16 protein-coding genes are annotated in these 22,698 nt (G+C 63.2%); 9 read left to right on the forward strand and 7 right to left on the reverse strand.

Annotated elements, in window-relative coordinates; translation table 11 throughout:
* Positions 1-1,911 precede the first annotated feature (1,911 nt).
* A complete protein-coding gene (locus A5759_RS02285) occupies positions 1,912-2,193 on the forward strand; it encodes an SHOCT domain-containing protein (RefSeq protein ID WP_068193290.1) in 282 nt (93 codons plus the stop codon).
* Positions 2,194-2,458: 265 nt separating this feature from the next.
* Positions 2,459-3,433, forward strand: a complete 975-nt coding sequence (locus A5759_RS02290) for a hypothetical protein (RefSeq protein WP_369816156.1) — start codon at positions 2,459-2,461, stop codon at positions 3,431-3,433.
* A gap of 782 nt (positions 3,434-4,215) precedes the next feature.
* On the opposite strand, the gene A5759_RS02295 is transcribed toward A5759_RS02290, so the two are convergent.
* From A5759_RS02295 to A5759_RS02315, 5 genes are all read right to left on the reverse strand, one after another.
* Positions 4,216-6,342 (reverse strand): heavy metal translocating P-type ATPase, encoded by a 2,127-nt coding sequence (locus A5759_RS02295; protein ID WP_082961921.1) that lies wholly within the window; start codon positions 6,340-6,342, stop codon positions 4,216-4,218.
* Positions 6,343-6,384: 42 nt separating this feature from the next.
* Positions 6,385-7,200, reverse strand: a complete 816-nt coding sequence (locus tag A5759_RS02300) for a F510_1955 family glycosylhydrolase (RefSeq protein ID WP_231984509.1) — start codon at positions 7,198-7,200, stop codon at positions 6,385-6,387.
* Positions 7,201-7,397: 197 nt separating this feature from the next.
* Positions 7,398-8,027, reverse strand: coding sequence for a DUF305 domain-containing protein (locus A5759_RS02305; RefSeq protein ID WP_068193293.1), 630 nt, complete (start codon positions 8,025-8,027; stop codon positions 7,398-7,400).
* A 193-nt stretch (positions 8,028-8,220) separates the two neighbouring features.
* Positions 8,221-9,345 carry a cell wall metabolism sensor histidine kinase WalK gene (locus tag A5759_RS02310; protein WP_231984511.1) on the reverse strand — a complete coding sequence of 375 codons (1,125 nt, stop codon included), beginning with the start codon at positions 9,343-9,345 and terminating at the stop codon, positions 8,221-8,223.
* An 83-nt stretch (positions 9,346-9,428) separates the two neighbouring features.
* Positions 9,429-10,193 (reverse strand): response regulator transcription factor, encoded by a 765-nt coding sequence (locus A5759_RS02315; protein WP_068193299.1) that lies wholly within the window; start codon positions 10,191-10,193, stop codon positions 9,429-9,431.
* 121 nt (positions 10,194-10,314) lie between these two features.
* Here A5759_RS02315 and A5759_RS02320 point away from each other — a divergent pair, with 121 nt between their 5' ends.
* Both A5759_RS02320 and A5759_RS02325 read left to right on the forward strand, forming a co-directional pair.
* Positions 10,315-10,536 (forward strand): hypothetical protein, encoded by a 222-nt coding sequence (locus tag A5759_RS02320; RefSeq protein ID WP_068193304.1) that lies wholly within the window; start codon positions 10,315-10,317, stop codon positions 10,534-10,536.
* 32 nt (positions 10,537-10,568) lie between these two features.
* Positions 10,569-11,618, forward strand: a complete 1,050-nt coding sequence (locus A5759_RS02325) for a PLP-dependent cysteine synthase family protein (RefSeq protein WP_068193307.1) — start codon at positions 10,569-10,571, stop codon at positions 11,616-11,618.
* A 115-nt stretch (positions 11,619-11,733) separates the two neighbouring features.
* On the opposite strand, the gene A5759_RS25795 is transcribed toward A5759_RS02325, so the two are convergent.
* Positions 11,734-12,468 (reverse strand): hypothetical protein, encoded by a 735-nt coding sequence (locus A5759_RS25795; RefSeq protein WP_156616774.1) that lies wholly within the window; start codon positions 12,466-12,468, stop codon positions 11,734-11,736.
* Positions 12,469-14,590: 2,122 nt separating this feature from the next.
* Between A5759_RS25795 and A5759_RS02340 the strand changes: the two genes are divergently transcribed.
* The 3 genes from A5759_RS02340 (at position 14,591) to A5759_RS02350 (ending at position 19,788) form a co-directional block, all read left to right on the forward strand.
* Positions 14,591-16,102: a multicopper oxidase family protein gene (locus tag A5759_RS02340; RefSeq protein ID WP_068193326.1), complete on the forward strand. Its 1,512-nt coding sequence runs from the start codon at positions 14,591-14,593 to the stop codon at positions 16,100-16,102.
* A gap of 1,320 nt (positions 16,103-17,422) precedes the next feature.
* Positions 17,423-18,529, forward strand: coding sequence for a PLP-dependent cysteine synthase family protein (locus A5759_RS02345; protein ID WP_068193331.1), 1,107 nt, complete (start codon positions 17,423-17,425; stop codon positions 18,527-18,529).
* Between the two features lie 50 nt (positions 18,530-18,579).
* Positions 18,580-19,788, forward strand: coding sequence for an MFS transporter (locus A5759_RS02350; RefSeq protein ID WP_068193334.1), 1,209 nt, complete (start codon positions 18,580-18,582; stop codon positions 19,786-19,788).
* A 173-nt stretch (positions 19,789-19,961) separates the two neighbouring features.
* Here A5759_RS02350 and A5759_RS02355 read toward each other — a convergent pair whose 3' ends face one another.
* Complete coding sequence (locus A5759_RS02355; RefSeq protein ID WP_082961924.1) at positions 19,962-20,453, reverse strand: rhodanese-like domain-containing protein; 492 nt, start codon at positions 20,451-20,453, stop codon at positions 19,962-19,964.
* A 105-nt stretch (positions 20,454-20,558) separates the two neighbouring features.
* Here A5759_RS02355 and A5759_RS02360 point away from each other — a divergent pair, with 105 nt between their 5' ends.
* Together A5759_RS02360 and A5759_RS02365 are read left to right on the forward strand one after the other, a co-directional pair.
* Positions 20,559-21,272, forward strand: a complete 714-nt coding sequence (locus A5759_RS02360; protein WP_082961925.1) for a DUF1326 domain-containing protein — start codon at positions 20,559-20,561, stop codon at positions 21,270-21,272.
* A gap of 211 nt (positions 21,273-21,483) precedes the next feature.
* Positions 21,484-22,044: an MPT63 family protein gene (locus A5759_RS02365; protein ID WP_082961926.1), complete on the forward strand. Its 561-nt coding sequence runs from the start codon at positions 21,484-21,486 to the stop codon at positions 22,042-22,044.
* Positions 22,045-22,698: the final 654 nt, after the last annotated feature.

Genomic DNA, 22,698 nt, shown 5'->3' on the forward strand with positions numbered 1-22,698 from the left:
TACCTTCGGCGATCGATTCCCGGCAGCCGAAACCTACTGATGAAAACCGCCGGAAACACCGTTAACGAGATAGCCCCAAAGACCTTGAGGGCGAGCATCCGAGCGGTCCGCAGCATGACGCGAAGCCTGCGGCGTCGTTAGAGGTCCCGCTCGCTGGTGGGGTGCAGGGAGTGTCGAGTCCCCGAAATCAGGGTGAAGGCCATAGAAGCGCTGAAGACCTTGAGGTGCGAGAGAGCCCTGAAGAACTCCCCGGCGTATGGGGTGCGGAACCTTCAAGATAGTGGCGGGGACTCGTGAGGACCCCCGGTCCGGTGATCTGTGAATTATGTTGCCGGAGTGCGGTGCTCGATAACCAGTGAACGCGGGAAGTGAGCTGTCGGCCGGAAGGGCCTCGGAGGCGGTCGTAAGACTGGTTGAGCCACGCGGAAAACATAACGCCGGTGCGGGAAGGGCCGTTGCTTCGTCGATGCGTATCGCGTGTAGTGGAGGTGCCCGGTGAGCGCCGTTCCGGCTAGTCCTGCCGCTTTGGGTCCGCGCCGGCGGGTCCGGTTCGTGCCTTAAAGCATGTGCTTACCGGGTGGCCAAGGCCGATCCTAAAATTTACCGTGGCCGACGTTGAGCAGTAGGGGTGACCCGGTTCCTGGATGAGTTTGCCGAGCTGCGAGAGGCGCGGTATCGGCCGTTTGCCGACGCGTCGGCTGTTATCACGAAGCCGGGCACGACCGAACATCACCCGTTGTCGATTCCTGCGGTCCGCGACCGGATCGTGCGGGAGGCAGTCCACACCGGCGCGAATTGTCCTATCGCTCAACAATACCCCGCTGCGCACTTGGTCAACGACCGACGACTGCAATGCGCGATGCGCGGCGAGGTGACCTCATGTCGACTGCAAAGTCTTGCTTCAACTCACGCCTTGAGGCGTCCTGCCCCAGAGCCACTGGTTCAGGGCATTCCCAGTTGTTGTCGACGTCAATGGCTGCCGCCGCCCGGGGCGCTAGGGATGATGATGTGCAGGGACGGATCTGACTTGGCATTCGGGGGCGGCTTTCCTGTTGCACCGGGCAGCGGCGTGCACACACCAACGTAAGGCACGTCATCGCAGGGTCCCTGCGGCGAGGCGGGCGCGGTGGCAGCTGTGGATAGGCCGGCCGCGCCGATCGCGATTGCGACAAGTGCCGGTCGAACTCTCGGACCGAGCATCGTGGTTTCCTTCCGCGGATGCCGTTCGAACGCCTCTGTGTTCCAGGGTAATCCCGGTGTGCCGCGATGTACAGGACGTCTAGCCGGCCTTACATCTAGGTCGGTCTACCACTTTCGGTCGACGCGGCCTTTCCAGATCCCTTCTGACTGGGGGCCGATGTCCGGGCTGTGCGCTTGCTAGAAGATGTGTCCGCCACGTCCTAACGGCTGGAGGCACGTCGGATTCGACTACCGGTTCCGTAGGCCAGATCACTGCTGGAGATTGACGCCGAAAGGTACCGGCAGATGGCCGCAGTGGCCATCGTCGCCGAACTCGCAGCGTTAGCCCGTCGACGTTCATCTACTAATTACGATAGTATGTCCGGAGAACGGCTGGGGCGTCGTTCTCCCTAGCTCGGCACCCCAGCCGTTCCGCCTATCCGAGTCATGTTGGTACGCAGGTGATCGAGGGCCCGGAGGTGGCACTTCCTTGTTGTGAATCGAACTGTAGGACCGAGCGGAAACAAGGCACATGGAACCGGTCAGCGGGTCGGCGATTCCGCGCGAGTCCCTGGAGAAACCAACGCCTGGTCTGCCGGCATTCGAGGCGGTGGAGTGTTTCTGCGGGTCGGTGTTCATTCGACTGGCGAACCGGGCTGCCGCTTGTTGTCGGTCTGACTCCGTGAAAGCGCATGATGAACATCGAGATTATCGATTTGTGAGGTCTTACCAGTGATCTACGGAGATGAGGGCGGGATGTGGCACGACGGGTGGGGGTGGGGCGGCTGGATGCTGATGGCAATCGGTATGGTTCTGGTTTGGGCGGTGATCGTCACGGCGGTGGTACTCGCCGTGCGCTACCTGACCGCCAATCGCACGACGCCGCCGACAAGCCCAGGCCAGAGTTTCATCCGGGCCGAAGATCTGCTGGCTGAACGTTATGCGCGGGGTGAGCTAGATGACGAGGAGTACCGTCGGCGACTCGCGCTGCTAAGAGAGCACCGGGGAGACTAGTGAGAAAGTGCCGACGTTCGCCGGGCCGCCCACCGGCGCACCAGGATCGTTGGTCCCGACATGGCCGCCATGCCTTCGGTCCATCATGATCATGCTGTGGGGTCGGAAAAAGCGCTTCCGGAAGAGGCGAATTCGGCTGGCTGCATTCTTCGGTGCCGCGGTACTTTCTGTGGCGGTGACGTCGTGCTCGGGCGGAGGGGACCGTCCCTCTGAACAGCCGGCCGCATCGCGGGATTCAGCACCGGCGCAGGCTGGCTCAGTGTGGGTGGCCGATGAGGATGGGGACAGCCTTACGGTCATCGATGCAGCGACCAACGCGGTGCTCACCACGTTAAAGGGAATAGAAGAACCGCATAACGTTCAAGTCAGTCGCGATGGGGCAGCGGTGTACGCGGTCAGTGGAAGCGACGATCTGCTGGTAGTGGTTGAAGCGACGACATTCGCTGTCAGGGCCATCGCTCCGACCGGTCCGGCTCCGGCGCATGTTGTGGAAGCACCGAACGGCAAAGTCTATGTGACCAATGCAGGAGACGGCACGGTGTCGGTTTATCAGGGCCGGCAGCTACAGCCGGTGGGACGAATCACGCTGGGCGGCATGCCGCACGGCCTGCGGGCCAGTGGTGACGGCTCGGTGATCGTGGTGGCAAACACCTCGGCCGGGGCCCTGGATGTGATCAACCCAGTCACGGACACGTCGGCGGGCAGAGTGCCCGTCGGACCCGGTCCGGCGCAGGTCGCAGTCACCGGCGACGGGCGGTACGCCTACGCCGGTGTCACAAAGCCTTCCGCGGTGGTGAAAGTCGATTTGGAGTCACGCTCCGTGGTCGCTACTGCACAGGTACCGAACGCTCCGGTCCAGCTCTACCTCACCCCCGACGACCGCTCGGTCGTCTCCGCGAATCAAGGTACCGAAGACGCGCCTGGTCACACGGCGTCGGTGATCGATACCCAGACTATGACGGTCCGAAGCACCGTCACGGCAGGCTCAGGACCGCATGGTGTGATCATCGATCCCGCGGGTACGCGGGCATGGGTGACCAACACCTATGACGACACTGTGTCCGTCATCGACTTGGCAACGTCTTCGGTGGTCGCAACGATTAGGGTTGGCGAAGAACCCAACGGTGTCAGTTATTCTGCCCGTCTCCCGGCAGGAGGCGGTTCCCTGCCGACCACGCTGAATATTCCGGCGCCGTCTAGTGGCAGCGAAACAGAATCCGGGAACAGTCACGGTCATTGAGCGATCAGACAATAAGCGTGCGATCGATGGGCATGAAATTTCCGGGGGAGTATTGCGGGCCTTTTGCGGCTCTTCGTTTCGCTGATCGGACATTTCAATGTTGATTCGCGTGGTGCGAACCGGTCGGGTGTCGCCCCACAGCCCGCCAAGGCGCGGCGCTCGTCATCAGACCGAGTGCAAGATGCTTCGATTCAACCCTTAACGGTGCCGCCTGGTGCAGTTGGGAGTCTTATCCGATCCACGGCAGATGAGGAGGTCCGCCATTAGGGCCGGTTTGGAAGTTGGGGTAGCGCGGTGCGGGCGGTGGAGGCACATGGATCTGAGCATGACCTGGCGAGGTGCATTGGTGAACTCCTGGAGATGACGCCTGGCAGTCCTGCGGAGCCGCCCCAGCCGAAGGAGCGTTGATTGCTGCCGAAGCGCCGATGGTGGCGGCCGCCGCGACGGCCACAAACAGGTTGCGGAAGTAAGATCGCATCTTGGGTCCTTTCTAGATGCGAATCACCGAGTTTCCGGCACAGTTCACGATATGACCCGACCTGGCTGTGGGCCCAGAGTCAAAGGTCCACGATCAGATGACGAAAGACCTTTCAGGAAACAGAATCGAACCGTTCCCGCTTCGTGCACACTGTCTTTCGCGGAATAGATGGCATTGGTCGCCCCGCCGAAACACATGTAATCCTGTGCGTCTACCGGTCGCAATGGAAGGGCGGAGGCAAGGAGGGCCGGTCGATGGGATCAGATCGAGGCGTCAGAGGGCCGGACCGAGATGGGCTGCGGCGTCACTGGTGCACGACGGTTCGGCTGTCGATGTGAGTGCCGGCGGCGGTATCGCCCAGCACGCTTCGGACCGCGGTCTCTGGGCGCAGATCGAGTCGACGCAACAGCTGTGCGTTGAGCGCGACGATGATCGTCGACAGCGACATCAGCAGCGCACCGACCGACATCGGCATGACGAAGCCGACCGGCGCGAGCACGCCAGCAGCCAGCGGCACCGCGATCAGGTTGTATCCTCCGGCCCACCACAAGTTTTGCTTCATCTTGCGGTACGTCGCCTTCGACAGCTCGATCACCGAAACCACTGAGCGTGGATCGGAGCTGGCGAGGATCACACCCGCCGACGCGATGGCCACATCTGTGCCGGCACCGATCGCAAGGCCGACGTCGGCCTGCGCGAGCGCCGGTGCGTCGTTGACGCCGTCACCGACCATGGCAACCTTGAGTCCCTCGGATTGCAGTTCACTGACCTTGGCCGACTTGTCCTCTGGACGCACCTCGGCGAAGTATCGGTCGATGCCGAGTTCGTCGGACACCGCATGTGCGACGGGTTCTGCATCACCGGTGATCATTGCGACTTGCATTCCGAGCCGGTGTAGCGCATCCACAGCCTGCCGGGATTCGGGGCGCACCGCGTCGGCAAGCTTGAGTGCGCCGATCACGGCGCCGTCCACCACGACGTGAAGCACGGTGGCGCCGTCGTCGTGCCATGCCCGCGTCTGGGCGGTCTCGGCGAGGCCGGTTTCCTCGAGCAGCCGGGGACCGCCGACCCGTACCTGCCGACCGCCGACTGTCGCGGTGACCCCAACGGCCGGTGATGAGGTGAAGTCCGCCGATGACGGGACGTCCATTGCCCGCTGGCGGGCGGCCGCGACGATCGCGTGGGCCAGTGGGTGCTCGCTGTCGGATTCGGCGGCGGCGGCCAAGCGAAGGACCTCGTCGTCGGTGTTGCCGGTCGTCGCGGCGATCTCGATGACGGCAGGCTCACCCTTGGTGAGCGTGCCGGTCTTGTCGAACAGAACCACGCTGACGGTACGCATGCTCTCCAGCGCCAGTCGGTCCTTGATCAGCACACCGCCACGGGCGGCTCGTTCGGTTGCGGTGGACACGACCAGCGGGATCGCTAGGCCCAGAGCGTGCGGGCAGGCGATGACGAGCACGGTGATGGCGCGGATCACCGCATAGTCGGGATGCCCCAGCATTCCCCAGATGACGGCTGTGAGGGCCGCTGCGCCCAGCGCGAACCAGAACAGCCAGCCCGCGGCCGTGTCGGCGATACGCTGGGCCCGTGACGACGAATTCTGCGCGTCGGCGACAAGGCGCTCAATTCCGGCGAGGGCGGTGTCGTCACCGATCGCGGTGACACGTACCCGCAGCCCTGAGTCGGTGGCGACGGTACCCGCGACGACATGGTCACCGGGTTCGCGGCGTACGGTGCGCGATTCGCCGGTCACCATCGATTCATCGACCTCGGCAGCGCCGTCAATGATTTCGCCATCGGCGGGAATGCTCGCGCCGGGCCGCACGAGGATGACATCGCCGACGCGCAGCTCCGCCGGGGAAACCGTGACCACCTGCTCACCTTCGACACGTTCGGCCGTGTCTGGCAGCAAGGCAGCCAGCGAGTCGAGTGCCGAGGTGGTGCGCGCCAGCGACCGCATCTCCAGCCAATGCCCGAGCAACATGATCACTACCAGCAGTGCCATTTCCCACCAGAAGTCCAGCTCATGGCCGACTATGCCGAGAGTCGCCGCCCAAGACGCCAGGAACGCCACGGTGATCGCCAGGCCGATCAGCAGCATCATCCCCGGAGTCCGCGAACGGATTTCGCTCACCGCGCCGACGAGGAACGGCCGACCGCCCCAGATGTAGATCACCGTGCCGAGCACCGGCGACACCCAGTCGATACCGGTGATGTCGGGGATCGGGTAGCCGATGAACGACGCGAACATCCCAGAGGCTGCGACGGTCGGGATCGCCAAAACGAGCATCGTCCAGAACAGTTTGCGAAACTCCGCCACATGCGCATGGCCCCCGTGATCGCCGTGATCATGGTCATGCGGTGGCGGTGGCGATACCGTGTCGGCGACGGAGGTCTCATCACCTAGGTGGGTGTGGTGGTGCTCGGTCATGATCGATCCCTATCCTTCATCGGTTTCCCGAAACGGGCCAGGTTAGCCGTTCGGTGAGGTGTGCTCGGCCATTCGCCGGTATGGCTGGGCGGTGGTTCCGTTGTCTGTGGAGCGGTAGATCATCGAGTCAGTGGCCACGACGACTTGTCCGTCGCCAGCGGCCAGCAGTGCCTGCGGGCTTTCGCCCAGCGCGTGTCGGGATTTCCATGTGGTCCCGTCAAGGCTGGAGCGCAGAGTTCCAGCCGGATCGACACCGATGAGCGGGCCGTCGTCGGGCCACCCGAGATAGACCAGCGGCGAAGCGCTTGGTGTGGTGGTGAAAGTGGCGCCGCCGTCAAGGCTGCGCATCAAACCCGCTTCCGCTGTGGTGGCCAGGATTTCCTCGCGGTTGGTCGGTGACACGGCGATGCTCAGGGCGGCAATCTCGGCGCGGCGGTCCCACCCGTCCTCGCCGGCGCTGATCATCACGCGTCCGGATAGGCTGTCGTAGGCATACACTCGGCCGTGTCGGTATTGCACCGAGTGGAAGTCCGCCTCCCCGGGGAGCGATCGGTTCGTCCAATTCCGGCCCCCGTTGGTGCTTTCGATCAGACCGAGGTGCGGCAGCTGTCCGGGATCGGTGGCGCCGGGGTGCCCACTGGCCAAGAAGTGATCAGCGCCGATGACGGTGAACCCCATGAAGTCATGGGTGTGGCCGCCGACAAGCTCCGGAGCACCGTCGCGGCCGAACCGGTACAGCCCGTAATGCGTTGCGGCGTAAAGGGACTGGTCGGATGGATTGATGGCCAGCCCGTGGATGTGGCCTATGCGTGGCGGCTGCGCGACCGTGTCGACCGGCCCGGCTGAGCAGGCGGCCACGAGCACGGCCGCCGTCAGCGATACGGCATAAGCCGGGAATCTGATGGTGATCGGTATTCCCTTTCCGCGGTGAACCCCCCGGCCTGCGGCAAACCGGTCACGGGCGCGGGCTGGCAACCTGGCGATGTCCCCCTCGCCCGCTGGGGTCGCCGCACGGCGACGTCGGCTGGACGGGATCTTAGTCGCAGGTTGTGTTCCTACAGCTGTTGAAGGAGTTGCTGCATGGAGTCGATTTCTTGTTGCTGTGAGGAGATGATGGAGCGCGCCATGTCGACTGCGGCGGGAAATTGACCGCTGTCGACTTCGGTCCGAGCCATGCTGATAGCGCCCTCGTGGTGCTCGATCATCTGCGTCAGAAACAGTCTGGAGGCCTCGACACCCTGTGCGTCCCGCAGCGCGGCCATGTCCTGCTCGGACATCATCCCATCCATGTCATGGCCGGGCATATTGGGCATCGGGCCGGTCGGTGGCGTTGCTGCGACTCCCCATTCGCGCAGCCAGGTTTGCAGCTGCTCGATCTCAGGGCCTTGTGCGGCCTTGATCTCGTTGGCCAACTCCACCACCTGCGGGTCGATGCCGTCCTTGGCCAACACCATGTCGCTCATCTCGATGGCCTGCTGATGGTGCGGAATCATGCCTTGAGCAAAAGTGACATCGGCCTGATTGTGGCTGGCCTGCCCAGCACCGTTGACCGATGTCGATGTTGGTGTTGTGACCGGCGTGGTCGCTGCCGTGTCACCGCTGTTGTCTGAGTTGCTGCAGGCACTCAAAGTCACGGTCACAGCGATCGCGGCGGCGCCAACGGTGATGATTCGCTTGTGCTGCACACGCGGTCCTTTCGTATTCAAGATGAATATGTACGGGTCGCGACTCGCGGCGACCGCACAGCACTCGTATCCGGCTCTGGAAGTTTTACTCAGGCCCCACCAGCCTTGGGTGGAAGTATATGTATTGCTTCGCTGTTCGATGAAGAATTGATCAAGGCGTAGTTGCGTTGGGTGTACCTGGCGTGGATGGACGCTACGTCGCTGCTGTTGTGTGTGCCGGTGGTCGTCGGGAAGGCTTGTCGGCGACATCGGGGGTGATGCGGGTAGAGACGGGCAGCGGAAGCACGATGGTGAAGGTGCTTCCGGTGCCCGGTCCGCAACTGCTGGCGCGGATGGAGCCGCCGTGCGCCTCCACTAAGGCCTTGGCGATCGCCAAGCCGATGCCGGCGCCACCGTGCTTGCGGGTGCGGGTGGGGCCGGCCCGGTAAAATCGTTCGAATACGTGCGGCAGGTGTTCGGCGTCGATGCCTTCGCCGGTGTCGCTGACAGTGAGAGTGAGCTGGCGGTGATCGGTGTGGAGACGAACTTCGACATGTCCCTGTTCGGCTGTGTGGCGCAAGGCGTTGGCGAGCAGGTTGGTTAGGACCTGGGCGAGTCGCTGCGCATCGCCCCACAGGGGCGGCAACCGCGGTGGTAAGTGAGTGGATAGCGACACGCCCTTGGCGCGGTAGCGCTCGGCCGCTGCGTCCACGGTGGTGGCCACCAGCTGTTCGAGGTCGACATCGGTGAATGTTACCGACGCGGAGATCTCCTCGACCTGGGCCAGCGCGGCCGTGTCCTCGGCGAAGCGCACCAGCCGGCGCGTCTGATCGCGCAGCATGGCGATGGTGGCCGGGCTCAAGGCCTCGACACCGTCCTCGATGGCCTCCATATAGGCCTGCAGAACGGACACCGGTGTGCGGAGTTCATGAGCAAGGTCAGCAAACAGTTGGCGGCGAGTGGCATCGACGGCCTGGAGTCGCGCCGCCATCTGATTGAACGCTTCGGCCAATGCGTCGAAGTCCTGCCCAAGCTGGGGGGGAACCACCCTGATGGTGTAGTGGCCGTCGGCGACTGCGGTTGCCGCTGAAGCGACTTCGGTGACCGAGTGTTGCAGGCGCCGGCTGATGTACCAGCTGACCGCCAGGGCGGCCAGCGCCGTGACGGCCAACGCACCGCCCACCGATAAAGCGGTGGCGTATCGATAAGCTTCTTCGGCATGCATCTGTTCGGCGGAGTTGTCGGCAACACCGGCCTGATGCAGGTGCTCGCGAAACAGCGGTGGCCCCACCACGGCGGCCACCACCCAGGTGGTGACCGCGCCGGCGAGCAACACCATGCCCTGGGCCACCAGCAGTCGAACCCCGATTCCCGGCGACCGCCAGCCGCCGATCCATGAACCTTTCGGCACCCGTTGGCGGCTCATTGACCGCTACCCATCCGGTAACCGACCCCGCGCACCGTCAGCACGTAGCGCGGTGCGGCCGGATCGTCGCCCAGTTTGCGGCGTAGGTGACCGATGTGGACGTCGATGAGGTGCTCATTGCCCACCCACGGCCCGTCGCGCACCGTTTCGAGTAGTTGGCGTCTGCTGAGCACCACGCCGGGGCGCGCTGATAAGGCCGCCAGCACGTCGAACTGAGTGCGGGTCAGGTTAATCGGCTCGTCGTCGATCAAAACTTCGCGTGCCGCGACATCGATGCTCAACGACCCGAATTGCCGCGACGGCGGTAGGCCATCACTAGTAGCGGTACCTGGAACACCGACACCGGCCGCTGAGCGGGGTCGCCGCAGCATGGCGCGGATGCGGGCCACCAACTCGCGCGGGCTGAACGGCTTGGTGATGTAATCGTCGGCACCGACTGTCAGGCCCACGATGGTGTCTATTTCGGTGTCACGGGCGGTGAGCATCACCACGTAGGCGTCAGAGAAGCTGCGTAGCCGACGGCACACTTCCAAACCGTCCATGCCCGGCAACGCCAGGTCGAGAACGACCACGTCGGGATCGATCTCGCGGGCCAGGATCACCGCTTCCTCTCCGTTGTCGGCGATCCGGGTGTCGAAATGTTCTCGCTCCAAATATGTGGCCACTATTCGGGCGAGCGCCGCTTCATCATCGACCACCAAAGCCCGATAGCCCTGATCGTGCCCACGCGCCTCACCTGCCGTGCCGTTCATGGTGTCCATCGTGCACCGGAACCGTCACAAGCAGCATCATCGCGCCGGTCTTCAACAAATCTTCACACAACCTCCATCGATTCGCCGAACAAGCCGAAGACTCTGGAACCGGAAGGGAGGCCCAATCGACGTGGAGTGGTATCCGGAGTTCTTCAACCGCGACGGCGTCGCGGCAGACGACTTGGTGTTGATCACCGCCGTCTTGGCCGCGTTGTGGGTGCTTATCATCGTGGCGGCCGCCGCGCTCTTCGCAACAGTCAACCGCCACGACGAAACTCGCTTCGGGTGGTCCGCGGCCGCCCACGACAGCGGCCACTGCGTCAAGCCCCCGCCGGCGGCGGGCCGGCGGTGAGCCGGTCGCCTTCGAGGCCGGCGGCGCGAAGCATGCCCGGGCTCACGCATGACGTTCTGGTGGGACACACTCCGGTGGTTCGGATCTCCGACCCGCTCACCTCTGCAGGCCGCGGGTTTTGGGCCAAACTCGAGGGATTCAATCCGGGCGGCATGAAGGACCGCCCAGCCCTACATATGGTGGAATGCGCCCGTGTGCGCGGAGATCTGCGCACCGGGGCGCGCATCGTTGAATCGACAAGCGGCTCCTTGGGACTGGGTCTGGCGCTGGCCGGTGTGATGTACCAGCATCCGGTCACCGTCGTCACCGATCCGGGCATGGAGCCGAACATGCTCTCGATGCTGCGCGCCTACGGCACCGAGGTGGACGTAGTGACCGAAGCACACCCCACCGGCGGATGGCAGCAGGCGCGCAAAGACCGGGTCAGCGAACTGCTGGCCGACGATCCCCACGCGTGGAATCCCGACCAGTACAGCAATTCTGACAACGTCGATGCGTATCGATCGCTGGCGCTGGAACTAGCAGCCCAGTTAGGAACGATCGACGTGCTGGTGTGCTCAGTCGGGACGGGCGGCCACTCCGCGGGCATCGCGCGGGTGCTGCGACAGTTCCAACCTGAACTAACCCTGATCGGAGTGGACACCATCGGATCGACCATCTTCGGTCAGCCAGCTGCACCCCGCTTGATGCGTGGACTGGGCTCGAGCATTTATCCCCGCAACGTCGATTACGCGGCGTTTGACGAGGTGCATTGGGTGGCGCCGGCCGAGGCGGTATGGGCGTGTCGCACACTGGCAGCCACCCATTACGTCACCGGAGGCTGGAGCGTGGGTGCGGTCGCACTGGTCGCAGGCTGGGCGTCGCGCACCGTCCCGGTTGATGCGACGGTCGCCGCGGTATTTCCCGACGGACCGCAACGCTACTTCGACACCGTCTACAACGACGCCTACTGCCAAAACCACAAACTGCTGCTTACCACCGCGCCGCCGCAGCCGACGGTGATTGACTATCCCACACAGCAAGTCGTGACCTCTTGGACTAGGTGCGCCACGGTCGTCGACCCCTTGCACACGGTGCCATAGCTCGAGTTGGGCTCCTACACCCGCTCGCCTGCCATACGCACAGCACCTATCGGTGCGGCGCGCAAACCCGCAGCGGGCAACAAACCTGGACGTTCTCCCTAGTCTGCGTGCACAATTACTGGCCGGTGGAAGTACGCCGCCCCGCCTGCGATTCACGCTCTTGCTTGGCCTTGCGCCCCTCGGGGCTTGCTGCCGAATTCCCCGGCGTGGTGGCCGAAGCGACTCGCGCGTTACAGTTGAGATGAAGCAGAGTCTCGTTGGTGACCGCGAGGTAGTTGCTTCGACGCCCGGTTCGTCCGGGTCCGGTCGGATACACACGATTCCTAACAAACGAAGCGTCCATCGCGCTGGTCACGATGCACTCATTCAGAGACAGCTGATCGCCCACCCGGGAAGCGACGATGGCCGTGCCGCCCTGCTGCGCGATGATCGCCGCCGCTTCGGCATACGTTTTCCCCACCAGCACCGGTGCAGCCGATGCGATACTGGGCATCATGAACAGGGCAGATGCTGCGGCGGTAGCCGCGGCTCCACCAACAATTGGAATGAACTTGAACATGGTGCGCCGCTTCCGCATTCGAGTTGGGCGAGGTGCATGAGCTGGCGCCGATTGCGATCTGCGGCCGCTTGTCTTTGCGTGACCGGTTGGCAAAGCGGAAACGACACTGGCCGTCGCGCCGGTGCTGGCGCGTCGTCTATCTTCTTCCGTTTCGGCGATGGCGCCGCCGAGGTTCAGGTGTGCCGCCCGATATGGATGATGATGGCGATTCGAATCGTCCTCTTCGTACTGAATTTGCGCGATCTTGTTGCAACGACGTCCGGAAGGTAGGGAGGCCAATTGGTTGTACATCGCGCAGGCGGCGCCTGGCCCGCTGCAGCGGTGGCGGCCGGAGTCCGTCGATTGGGAAGCTGACCCCTGATGCGATGACCTCATGCACAGTGCGCCCGCCTGTGTTGGTACGCAGCGTCGGTGGGCGCCGCACGCTGTTGTGACAGAGTCGCGGTTTAGCTGCGGCGTTGACCAGTGGTGGGATTGCAACCTTGGGAGTCGGACGGCAGCAGCCAGGCGTGCCGACCGGCCCTGTCGCGACCAAAGACTTTTGGTACGAACCATATTCATCGGCCCTCCTACGGTTCCACCATCCGCTGCGATATGCCGCAAATCGATGGAGGTCCTGTGAAGTTTTGTTCAAAGGAGACCGACTGGGTCGACGGACATCATGAGTACTCGGCTCTGACGATCGAATTCACGGGTGGCCGACCAACCATGGGCATGTGGAATCGTGTCCGCTACTGGCCCGTACTGCACCGTTGGGCCATTCGCGATGGCGACCACACCGAGCGCGTTGGCGGGTGGTGCCCCAACGGCGTTCTCGGCGGCTAAGATTAGGCGGCGCAGAATCATCGCTAAGGGTGCTGAGCAGCGCCAACATCACCGCATCAGGGCCGAGCAACACGCATAACCAATACGTCATCGTCACCAAGACCAAGCCGGACGCGAATCCGCGTCTGCAGCCTCGGCAAGTCTCCGATTCTGATTCCACGCGGTCTCAGAGTCGGATTGGTTGAGCCAGGTTCAGTTGATGCCCGCAGGCCACCGGGCTTGGTGCACCTGCACGCCGCGGCGTCCTCGGCCGGCATCCGACACCCAGCGCCAGGTTCCGGTGACGGTGGTTGTGCTCGTGCTTGAAGTCCCCGGTGACCGGGCGGGCCTCCAGCAGCGTGTTTCAGTGGCTGCGGTTGAGGCACTCAGTGCGTAGGCGATTTTGAATGCTTCGATTTCATCAGTCATCCACGGACAACGGGGCGCAATGTAGGTTGATCGCGATGCTGCCGCCGCAGTACTGCTGCAGCGCTCGGGAAACCATCTCCGTTCCCTTGTCGAGCCGCAGCGCCTGTGGCGGTCCTTCGGCACCGGCAAACACCTTCTCGAGTCCGCACAAGACGTACGTTTTCTTTGAGTCCAGGCTGCCCCCGTAATTCCCAGATCAAGTTGCGCCCGAACCTAACCCGATGCAGATAGGTAGTCGAACACCTAGCTTGGAGCGAAGACGCGGCCAGGTCCACGCTGAGTATCAGGAAGTGGCGCGTTGAGCCGGTCAGCGATGTTCGGGGGCATCAGTGCCTCAACGCCGTTCGCGGGAGACTGCAGTAACGAATTCAACGGGTCCCGCGTGGCCGAGACGTATTTCGCCTCACCGGTCATAATCTACGGGTGCTGGCTGACACCCGTCGGGTCGTGCCCTTCCTTGACATGCGGGACCGGCCGCGGAGGCAACGGCCCGCCCTGCTGTCGCTCCAGGGCTTGGCACTCCGGGATCGTTGTGCACGGCCTGCCGCGGACACTTGGAACCTGCGGATTGCCAGGAATCGAGGCATAGGGCGATCTGGGCGCCAAGTGGGGAACACAGCTTCCAGTGAAGACGTCTACTTCCTCGCCGTTGAAGCACGGGCCCATCGAGGTCACAGAATAATTGGTCGGACCCCCAGCAGCGACGAGCACCGGTGCGGCAGCCACAATGGCCGATATTCCACCGGCCAAGAGAAGTCGTTGTACTGGTTTAAGGTTCGTCGTCATAGTGCCTTCTTCACGGACTCGTCCTGACATTGGAGCGCTGTTTCAGGCTATCAGCCTACTAAGTACTTAGATAGGCAGTAGATCAACTTGTCACAGTCGTCCGAACTCTCGCCGGGGAGCTTCGCCCCTTCGCCATCTCTGGCGTCCTTGCGACCGAATATCCTGCTTATGTAGGTGAAGCGAGGATATTCGGTAGCTTTTCATGCTGATTAGGAGTCGCAAACTTGTTGTCTTCAATGGCGTCATTGTGCGAGAAACAACAAGGCAGCCGTGGGCAGACTTCAACGAAACTTTATAAGAACTCCATCGATTCGGTATGTACGCGGGTAGACCGTGACATTGAAAGGAGGTCCCGATGACAGGCTCCTCGCCAGTGTCGGACAACATGAGCGCCATGCATGAAGTAGCACCGCATAACGGCGGGTTCAACAGGCGGAGGTTTTTAGGCGTCACCGCTGCGGCTGGCCTGGCTTTAATCGGCTGCGGGAGTCGCACGGAAGGGACCGAGCGTGGCGGCGCGGTCGCAGCCGCAGAAGCGCGCCGGCCGCACAGCGGTCGCACTGTCAGCGCGACGCTGACCGCGAAGCGCACGAATGTCGACCTCGGCGGTGCACTCGCCGAGACGGTCGCATATAACGATGCCGTGCCGGGCCCGCTGCTACGGGCCGGCGTGGGCGACGAGTTGGCGGTGACAGTGCGTAACCGATTGAATCGCGCCACAGGAGTGCACTGGCATGGCATTGCGTTACGCAACGACATGGACGGCGCGGCTCCGGCCACTCCGGATATCGGGGCCGGCGGCGAGTTCACCTATCGATTCTCGGTTCCGCATCCGGGCACCTACTGGGCGCATCCACACACCGGTCTGGACGCCGACACTGGGCTTTACTTCCCCATCATTGTCGACGACCCAGCGGACCCCGGCGACTATGACGCCGAATGGCTCGTGATTCTCGACGACTGGACCGACGGAATCGGCTCGAGCCCCCAGCAGATTTATGACGGTCTGCGCGATATGCCTGGGCCCGCCCACCGCATGCCCTCGATGGGTGAGTCCGACGACATGGTTCCCGGCGTGGGCGGAGTGGGCCGTAGCGACCTCCTCGGGGGTGACGCCGGCGACGTCACCTACCCCTACTATGTGGCTAATGGCCGTATCCCACAGGCCCCCAGCACTTTCCGAGCAAGACCCGGCCAACGAATACGCATCCGCATCATCAACGCCGGTTCCGACACCGCATTCCGCGTGGCGCTGGTCGGTCACCCGATGATGGTTACCCACACCGATGGTTTCCCGGTTGTGCCACGGGAGGTCGATGCCGTGCTGATCGGGATGGGGGAGCGATACGACGTCGTCATCACCGCGGGTGACGGTGTCTTCCCCCTCGTCGCCGCCGCCGAGGGGAAGAGCTCCGCGGCACGGGCACTGTTGATCACTGGCGCCGGTTCGCCGCCGCCGCTGGATTTCAAGCCTGCGGAATTGGCGCGCAGGATCGGCACGATAGGTCAGTTCACCGCGGAGCCTGCCGTCGCGTTGGCGCAGGACCGCGCCGACGTGACGTTGCCTGCCGACCTGAATGGATCCATGATGAACTACGACTGGATGATCAACGGTCGGCCGTTTGTCGACACCCGCCCCCTTGCGGTCCAGCAAGATCAGCGGGTCACCCTGGTATTGAACAACATGTCGATGATGTGGCATCCGATGCACCTGCACGGTCACACTTTTGAAGTCGTCGGTCACGACGGTCGCCCTGGCGCCCGCAAGGACACGGTCATCGTGTTGCCGATGCAACGGCTGGCCGTGACATTCGTCGCTGATAACCCAGGAGGGTGGATGTTGCACTGCCACAACACATATCACCAAGAGGCCGGCATGATGACCGCCCTCAACTACGAGACCTGACTGCACTGCTCAGCCGACGCCTGCCATCCGCACCCGGTCGCAGTTGCATGGCCAGGCGTCTGCGACAGGAGGACTGAGCGAGCGAAGCGAGCGGGCTGGAGGCCTGTAAGAACTCAGTGCCCGTTACGCCAAGGCGGTAGATCCCAAGCATGATGCCCACCTCGGGATGAGACTGGAACAGAGCGTCTCCATTATTGGTCGTCTTAGCCGCCGCACATCGCGTGGTCGCATGCCTCCTCGTCAACGCCCCCGTGCGTATTACGTGGCTCCGGATGCACGGCGCAGAATCCTTGACTTTGCAGATGAATTGCCTGCATCTTGTGCGGTTCGTGCCGCAATAGAAGCGCAACCCAGGGTGCTCAGCTCGGGGATTGGTCGACCGCTCTGAAGGCAGTTGCGATGCGAACTCAAGCCGGCCGCCTGTGACGTCGGTCATAGTTTCATCAGCCCGGCGGGCTCGCCGGGCGTGGCCGTAGTCTCTTGCTTATCGGCGTATTGACTAACCGTCATGGTTTGCTGTCCTCGCGCCTTATGCAGGGGTAGTACGTAGTGAAATAGTAGATGACCAGCTTTGATGAGGCGGTGCCATCAGAGCGAAGGACTGCGCTGACTGTTGAGTTGGTCTGCGCGCCAGCGTGTTCCTGTGCTCTGTGTTGAGCGCATTGTGTGAAGGACGATACCGGGGCCGCAACCATCGCGGTGCGGTAACGACAAGGACTCGACTCTGCGCCCGCGCCGTGGAATGCGCTGGTGCTGTTAGAGTGGGCATCATTGTGAGACGCGACGTTCGCACCAAGATGCGCCTGGGCCAACTTGTTGTGTTGGCAGTCGCGTCGTGGATGCTCGTCGTCGTCACGCATTGCGCTTTCTCGCAGTCGGATGCGCCTCCAGTTCATGGGCCTCATGCGACGGTTTCGGCTGCGGCTTCTGAGTTTGCTGGTTTCGTCGGCCATTTGCATTACGACGTGGACCACCCGCACTTGGCAGACTCATCCATCACATATGCGCACGAAGGCCTCGCCGCGGCGGTGCTACCGAGGGTGACAAAACTCGGCATTGCACTCGGCCTCGTTAGCGCACTCGCGGTCGCGCTGAGTGTAGGCGCCGGTACTGGCGCGATGTTGGTGCGTGGCCCGCCTGGTGGTCCTTCAGTACCGCTTTCGGGTCAGCAGCGGCTGACCCGACTGTGTATCACACGTCGCTGACCTGCTAGTGCAAGACCCGCCCGCGTTCGATTTGGGCTGGTCGACGTTCGCTGGCAACTCAAACATTGCCGTGTGCCGGCTGGCCCGCGGCTCCGACTCAGAAGCGACAAATCACATGAATCATGTCTTATCCGTTCACCCTCGAATCCACAGCACACGTCATCAGGGTTCGGTCCGAAACCACCGGCTCGAAACACTGGTGGGAAATACGCCGACGTTATGGATCTCCGCGCCGTTCAACGATGATGGGCGCGGCTTTTGGGCCAAACTCGAAGGATTCAACCCTGGCGGAATGAAGGACCGACCGGCAATGCACATGGTGGAGCGTGCCCGGGCCCGCGGGGATTTGCGCCCGGGTGGCCGCGTCGTCGAATCGACGAGTGGCACACTAGGATTAGGCTTGGCGTTGGCCGGCACCGTCTATCGGCATCCTGTCACGCTCGTCACCGATCCCGGTTTGGAGCCCATCATCCAGCGGATGCTGTCGGCCTACGGTGCGGAGGTTGACGTGGTGGCTGAACCTCATCCCGAAGGCGGGTGGCAACAGGCGCGCCGAGACCGTGTCACGGAAATTGTCGCGACTGAGCCGAACGCCTGGTATCCCGATCAGTACAACAACCCCGACAACGTCGACGCCTATCGTGGATTGGGCTTGGAGTTACACGATCAATTGGGAGACATCGATGTCTTGGTGTGTTCGGTCGGCACCGGCGGGCATTCCGCTGGAGTGGCGCGAGTGCTACGTGAATTTAATCCGGATTTGCAGTTGATCGGCGTCGACACCGTGGGTTCGACGATCTTCGGTCAGCCCGCTGCGACGCGGTTGATGCGAGGACTGGGTTCGAGTATTTACCCCCGCAATGTGGAATATCGCGCGTTCAATGAGGTGCACTGGGTGGCGCCGGCTGAGGCGGTCTGGGCCTGCCGTTCCCTGGCCGCCAAACAGTACGTCAGCGGGGGATGGAGCGTAGGTGCGGTGGCGTTAGTGGCTGGCTGGGCGGCGCGGACCTATCAACGCGGCACGAAGATCGCCGCAGTGTTTCCTGACGGCCCGCAACGCTACTTCGACACCATTTACAACGACGACTATTGCCGCGCCCATGGTCTCGTCGACCTGGCGCCTCCCGTGGCGCCGGCCGTCGTCGACCATCCCAGCCAACAAGTGGTGCGCTCTTGGACCCGCTGTGCACAGGTGGTCGATCCGGTGGCGATGGCGCCGTGAGAACGTTTGTGTCGCAATTCCGCAGCTTCGGTTGGCCGAGCCGACTGCTGATGATCAACCAGTTCGGCATCAACCTGGGCTTCTACATGTTGATGCCCTATCTGGCCGGCTATCTCGCCGGGCCCCTTGGTCTCGCCGCGTGGGCAGTTGGGTTGGTCCTCGGGGTGCGCAACTTCTCTCAGCAGGGCATGTTCATCGTGGGCGGCACGCTGGCAGATCGGCTGGGTTATAAACCGCTGATCGTCGCGGGTTGCCTGCTGCGTACCGTTGGGTTCGCACTGCTGGTCGTTGCCGAATCGCTGCCGTTCGTTCTGATTGCATCTGCCGCAACAGGTTTCGCCGGTGCATTGTTTAATCCGGCGGTTCGGGCCTATCTGGCCACGGATTCCGAGGATCGGCGCGTCGAGGCGTTTTCCGTGTTCAACATCTTCTACCAGGCTGGCATACTTGCCGGCCCACTGGTGGGACTGGCGTTGATGACTCTCGACTTCCGAGTCACCGCTGCCAGCGCCGCTATCGTCTTTGCGCTCCTGACTGTGGCACAACTATTCGCCCTCCCGCAGCACAATGCTGCCTCATCGGAGAAGACTAAGGTGCTCGACGATTGGCGCGCCGTCGTGGCCAACAGACCGTTTCTGTTGTTTGCCGCGGCAATGATCGGGTCCTATGTTCTGTCTTTTCAGGTTTATCTGGCCCTGCCACTACACGCATCGGTTTTGGCTCCGCAGGCTGAATCACTTTTGGTGGCATCGATATTCGTCGTCTCGGGACTCGTGGCCGTCGGGGGCCAACTGCGCATCACGCGCTGGTTTTCCGCCCGGTGGGGACCGGGACGGTCCCTGGTGGTTGGGATGCTCGTCTTGGCCGCCGGATTCGTTCCCCTTGCCATCGTGCCCGACAGCGGACGCTTCGGCTTGATAGCCGCGGTGAGCGGGATACTGTTATCGGCTGCGCTGCTGGCTGTCGGGTCGGCGGCAGTGTTTCCATTCGAGATGGACACCGTGGTTTCGCTGGCGGGAAATCGGTTGGTCGGCACCCACTATGGCTTCTATAACACCATCGTAGGGGTGGGCATATTGGCGGGAAACCTAGGCACCGGTGCTCTTATGCAAGCCGCTCGCGATATCGGTGCCCCTGCTCTGGTCTGGTTGGTGCTTACGTCGATCGGTATCCTTGCGGCGTTAGCGCTCTACTACCTGGATCGCACGGGGCGGCTGCGGCCGGTGCCACTTGATACCGCGGCGGAGCTAGATCGGTGAAAACGTCCGCCGTACCTTCGGGGATTGGAACTCGGGCCAGCCGATGCTCACCCTCGTCGATGACGAAGAACTCGCCGCCCGTAAGCACCTGCGCGTCCCTGGTTGAGCCGCTGAGACCACTCAATGAGAGCTGGGACGGTTCGCTTGCGCCTGACAGGGGTAGGAGTTGATCGTCAAATGCCGATCAGCGCGCGGCCGTCGGCTTGCCAAGCGCGCATGCCCCCGCGCAGTTCGATGACATCGGTGTAGCCCAGATCCTGAAGAGTTGAGGCGGCAGTCGCACTCATCGGCCCCGACCGGCAGTAGATTGCCAACCCCGTGGTGCGGTCGGGCGGTAGCCGATAGGCCTGCGCGGTGATCTGGTCGAACGGAATGGACAGGTCCGTGCCGGCGATATCGCCCTCGAAGGGCACATGCACGTTGACGGTTACGCGGCCCGGCTCGGTGACGGCTGCGGCGAACTCGGCTGGGCCGACTTGCCGGGCGGCGCCTGGCGCCTGTACCTGCGTCGGCGACGTCGGGGCTGGATCGCCCGCCACGCACCCCGCCACCCCGACCGCTATCACCACCGCGGCAAGCGCTCGTGACGCCGGCCGTCGTACTGCCGGCTGGCGATCTCGCCGCCGCGAGGCTTCGACACGATTGCGGAGCTCGGTTCCAGGCATGGAAATAGTATACCCCTAGGGGGTACTTGCGCCCTAGTGCCTTTAGCGCTAGCGTTGCGCCAAGCCTCCTCGGTACCCCCGGGGGGTATAGGAAAGGATCGAGCGATGACAACAACCTCAACGGCCGTGGACTGGCATCTGCGCGGTGACTGGTTCGACGTGTGCAGCTGCAAGCTGCCCTGCCCCTGCAGCTTTGCGCAGGAGCCCACCCACGGTGACTGCTTGTTCGCCCTGGTTTGGCACATCCGCGAGGGCCACTTCGCCGGCGTGGATCTGGCCGGATTGAACGTCGTGTCGCTCGGTGAGTTCACCGGCAACATGTGGGTCGGCGATCCGAACGCCATGATGCAGCTGATGTTCTACATCGACGCCAACGCCGATGCCGCCCAGCGCGAGGCGTTGGAGCGCATCTTCACCGGCAAGGAAGGCGGCTGGCCGGCCGAATTCGCAAGCCTCATCGCCGATTTGCGCGGTATCGATTTCGCGCCGATCAGCTTCGAAGCCGCAGACGATTTGGCCTACTGGCGCGCCGAGATCCCGGGGAAGGTTGATGTGCGGGTTGCGGCCTTGACGGGTCCCACGGCTGATCCGAACCGGCGCGTGACGACCGTCAACGCGCCGGGCGCCGAGGTCGGACCCGGTCAGGTCGCCACGTGGGGAGTCGTCGAGCGTGATGATGCTGTCGGCTTCGATTGGACGCACGAGTACCGCGGCGGATCGAGCAAGCACTTCGCATTCGATTGGCGGCCCGAGGGCACCGACACCAGCCAGCCGGAACCGACTGCGCAGGAGAAGTCCTCGTGCGGACGCCATGTGTAACCCGTGGCGGCGCGGATAGCTCCGATAGGGCGGGTGGCCGAACAAGACAACACGTCTCCTGGGTCGGCCGCCCGCCCGTCTTCGACTACACGTGGGCCGAGGCGACCGGCATCCCAGAGCATGCAGCTACTATCCCGTTACGTAGAAACCGAGGCTCGCTGAGCTGAGCTGTCACCCAATCACCAAGAGCGCCCGAAAGGACACATTGCCAATGTCACCACGCACCGCCATGATAACGGCCATCGCCGCTGCATTCGTGGCCGCAGCGACAGCCCTCGCAGCACCCGCCTCCGCCGCCGAGCATGGCCACCACCAATTCGGCTCGGCGCAAAAAATCGTCGACGCCGGGGGTGCTGTCGTGCAGGAGTGGGTGGTTGCAGACCTACAGAAGTCCACGACCGTCTTGCCTGGATATACCCCCCGAGGACAGCTCTGGGAAGCCTCGGCCACCGTACGCGCCGCCAACGGCACCGTCACCCCTGTCATCCCTAATCTGTCCGCCGTAGCGTCCGGCGGTCAGCGTTACCCCGTTCTGTGGCAGATCCCTAACCCGCAAGGACTTCCCGCGACCACCCTTGCTCAAGGCCAAACCGCAAGTGGGAAAGTCTTTTTCGATGTGACGGGAGCAGAGCCGATGGCGGTGATCTACGACAACGGCAGCGGCACACATTTGATGTGGTGCTGCGACGGCAACATGTTGATGCCGATGGACGACTGCCCGATGTGTGCCGCCATGGGTCAGCAGTGCCCACACTGCCGTGGCCGGATGTAAGCAGGCTAACCATTCACGACGCTGGCGAAATAGCGATGGTGGATCACGCGGATCGACCACCTCTCGATCCATCAGCCGGATTGTGAGCGCCGCGCACCGCTTGCGGAGCAATGGCCGCCTGTTCAGGCCCACACCACAATCGAGCAGTCACCCTACGGACCGGCGCGAACCTGCGGCAAAGGGTGGTGTCACTCCCCATGGTCATGCTCACCGGCGGCGTCCTGTGCCGGATCCGTTGCCGGAGGCGGGGCTTCGACATTAGCCGGCGCGGGCGGGCGGGTGGATCAACTCCGCCATCGGCTCCGGATGATCGTGATGGGCATCCTCGTGTGTCCGATGCTCGGCCCATGGTGTTCAGGCTCTGCGCTGGCCGGCGCATGGTGGTTGTGCCGCACCCCCGAAGCCACTCCTACTGTTGCCGCGGCAGTGATCACAGCGTTGGCGCCGAGGAGCACAATCACGTTCGCAAAGGCCCCTATCGACTCCGGTTGGTGGCCTCGGTACCACACCCAGCCAGCTCCCATCACGACGTAGATCTCGAGCAGCAGTGCGCACAGGCCGGCGGCTTGTATCAATTTGACCCGTCCCGGCGTTTCCGGAGACTCCCGATCTTGGGAGGATCTGAGTTATGGGACGTGTCAGCAAGTATCCCGA

Origin of the sequence: Mycobacterium sp. 852014-52144_SCH5372336 (assembly GCF_001665615.1) — a bacterium.
GTDB lineage: Bacteria > Actinomycetota > Actinomycetes > Mycobacteriales > Mycobacteriaceae > Mycobacterium > Mycobacterium neumannii_A.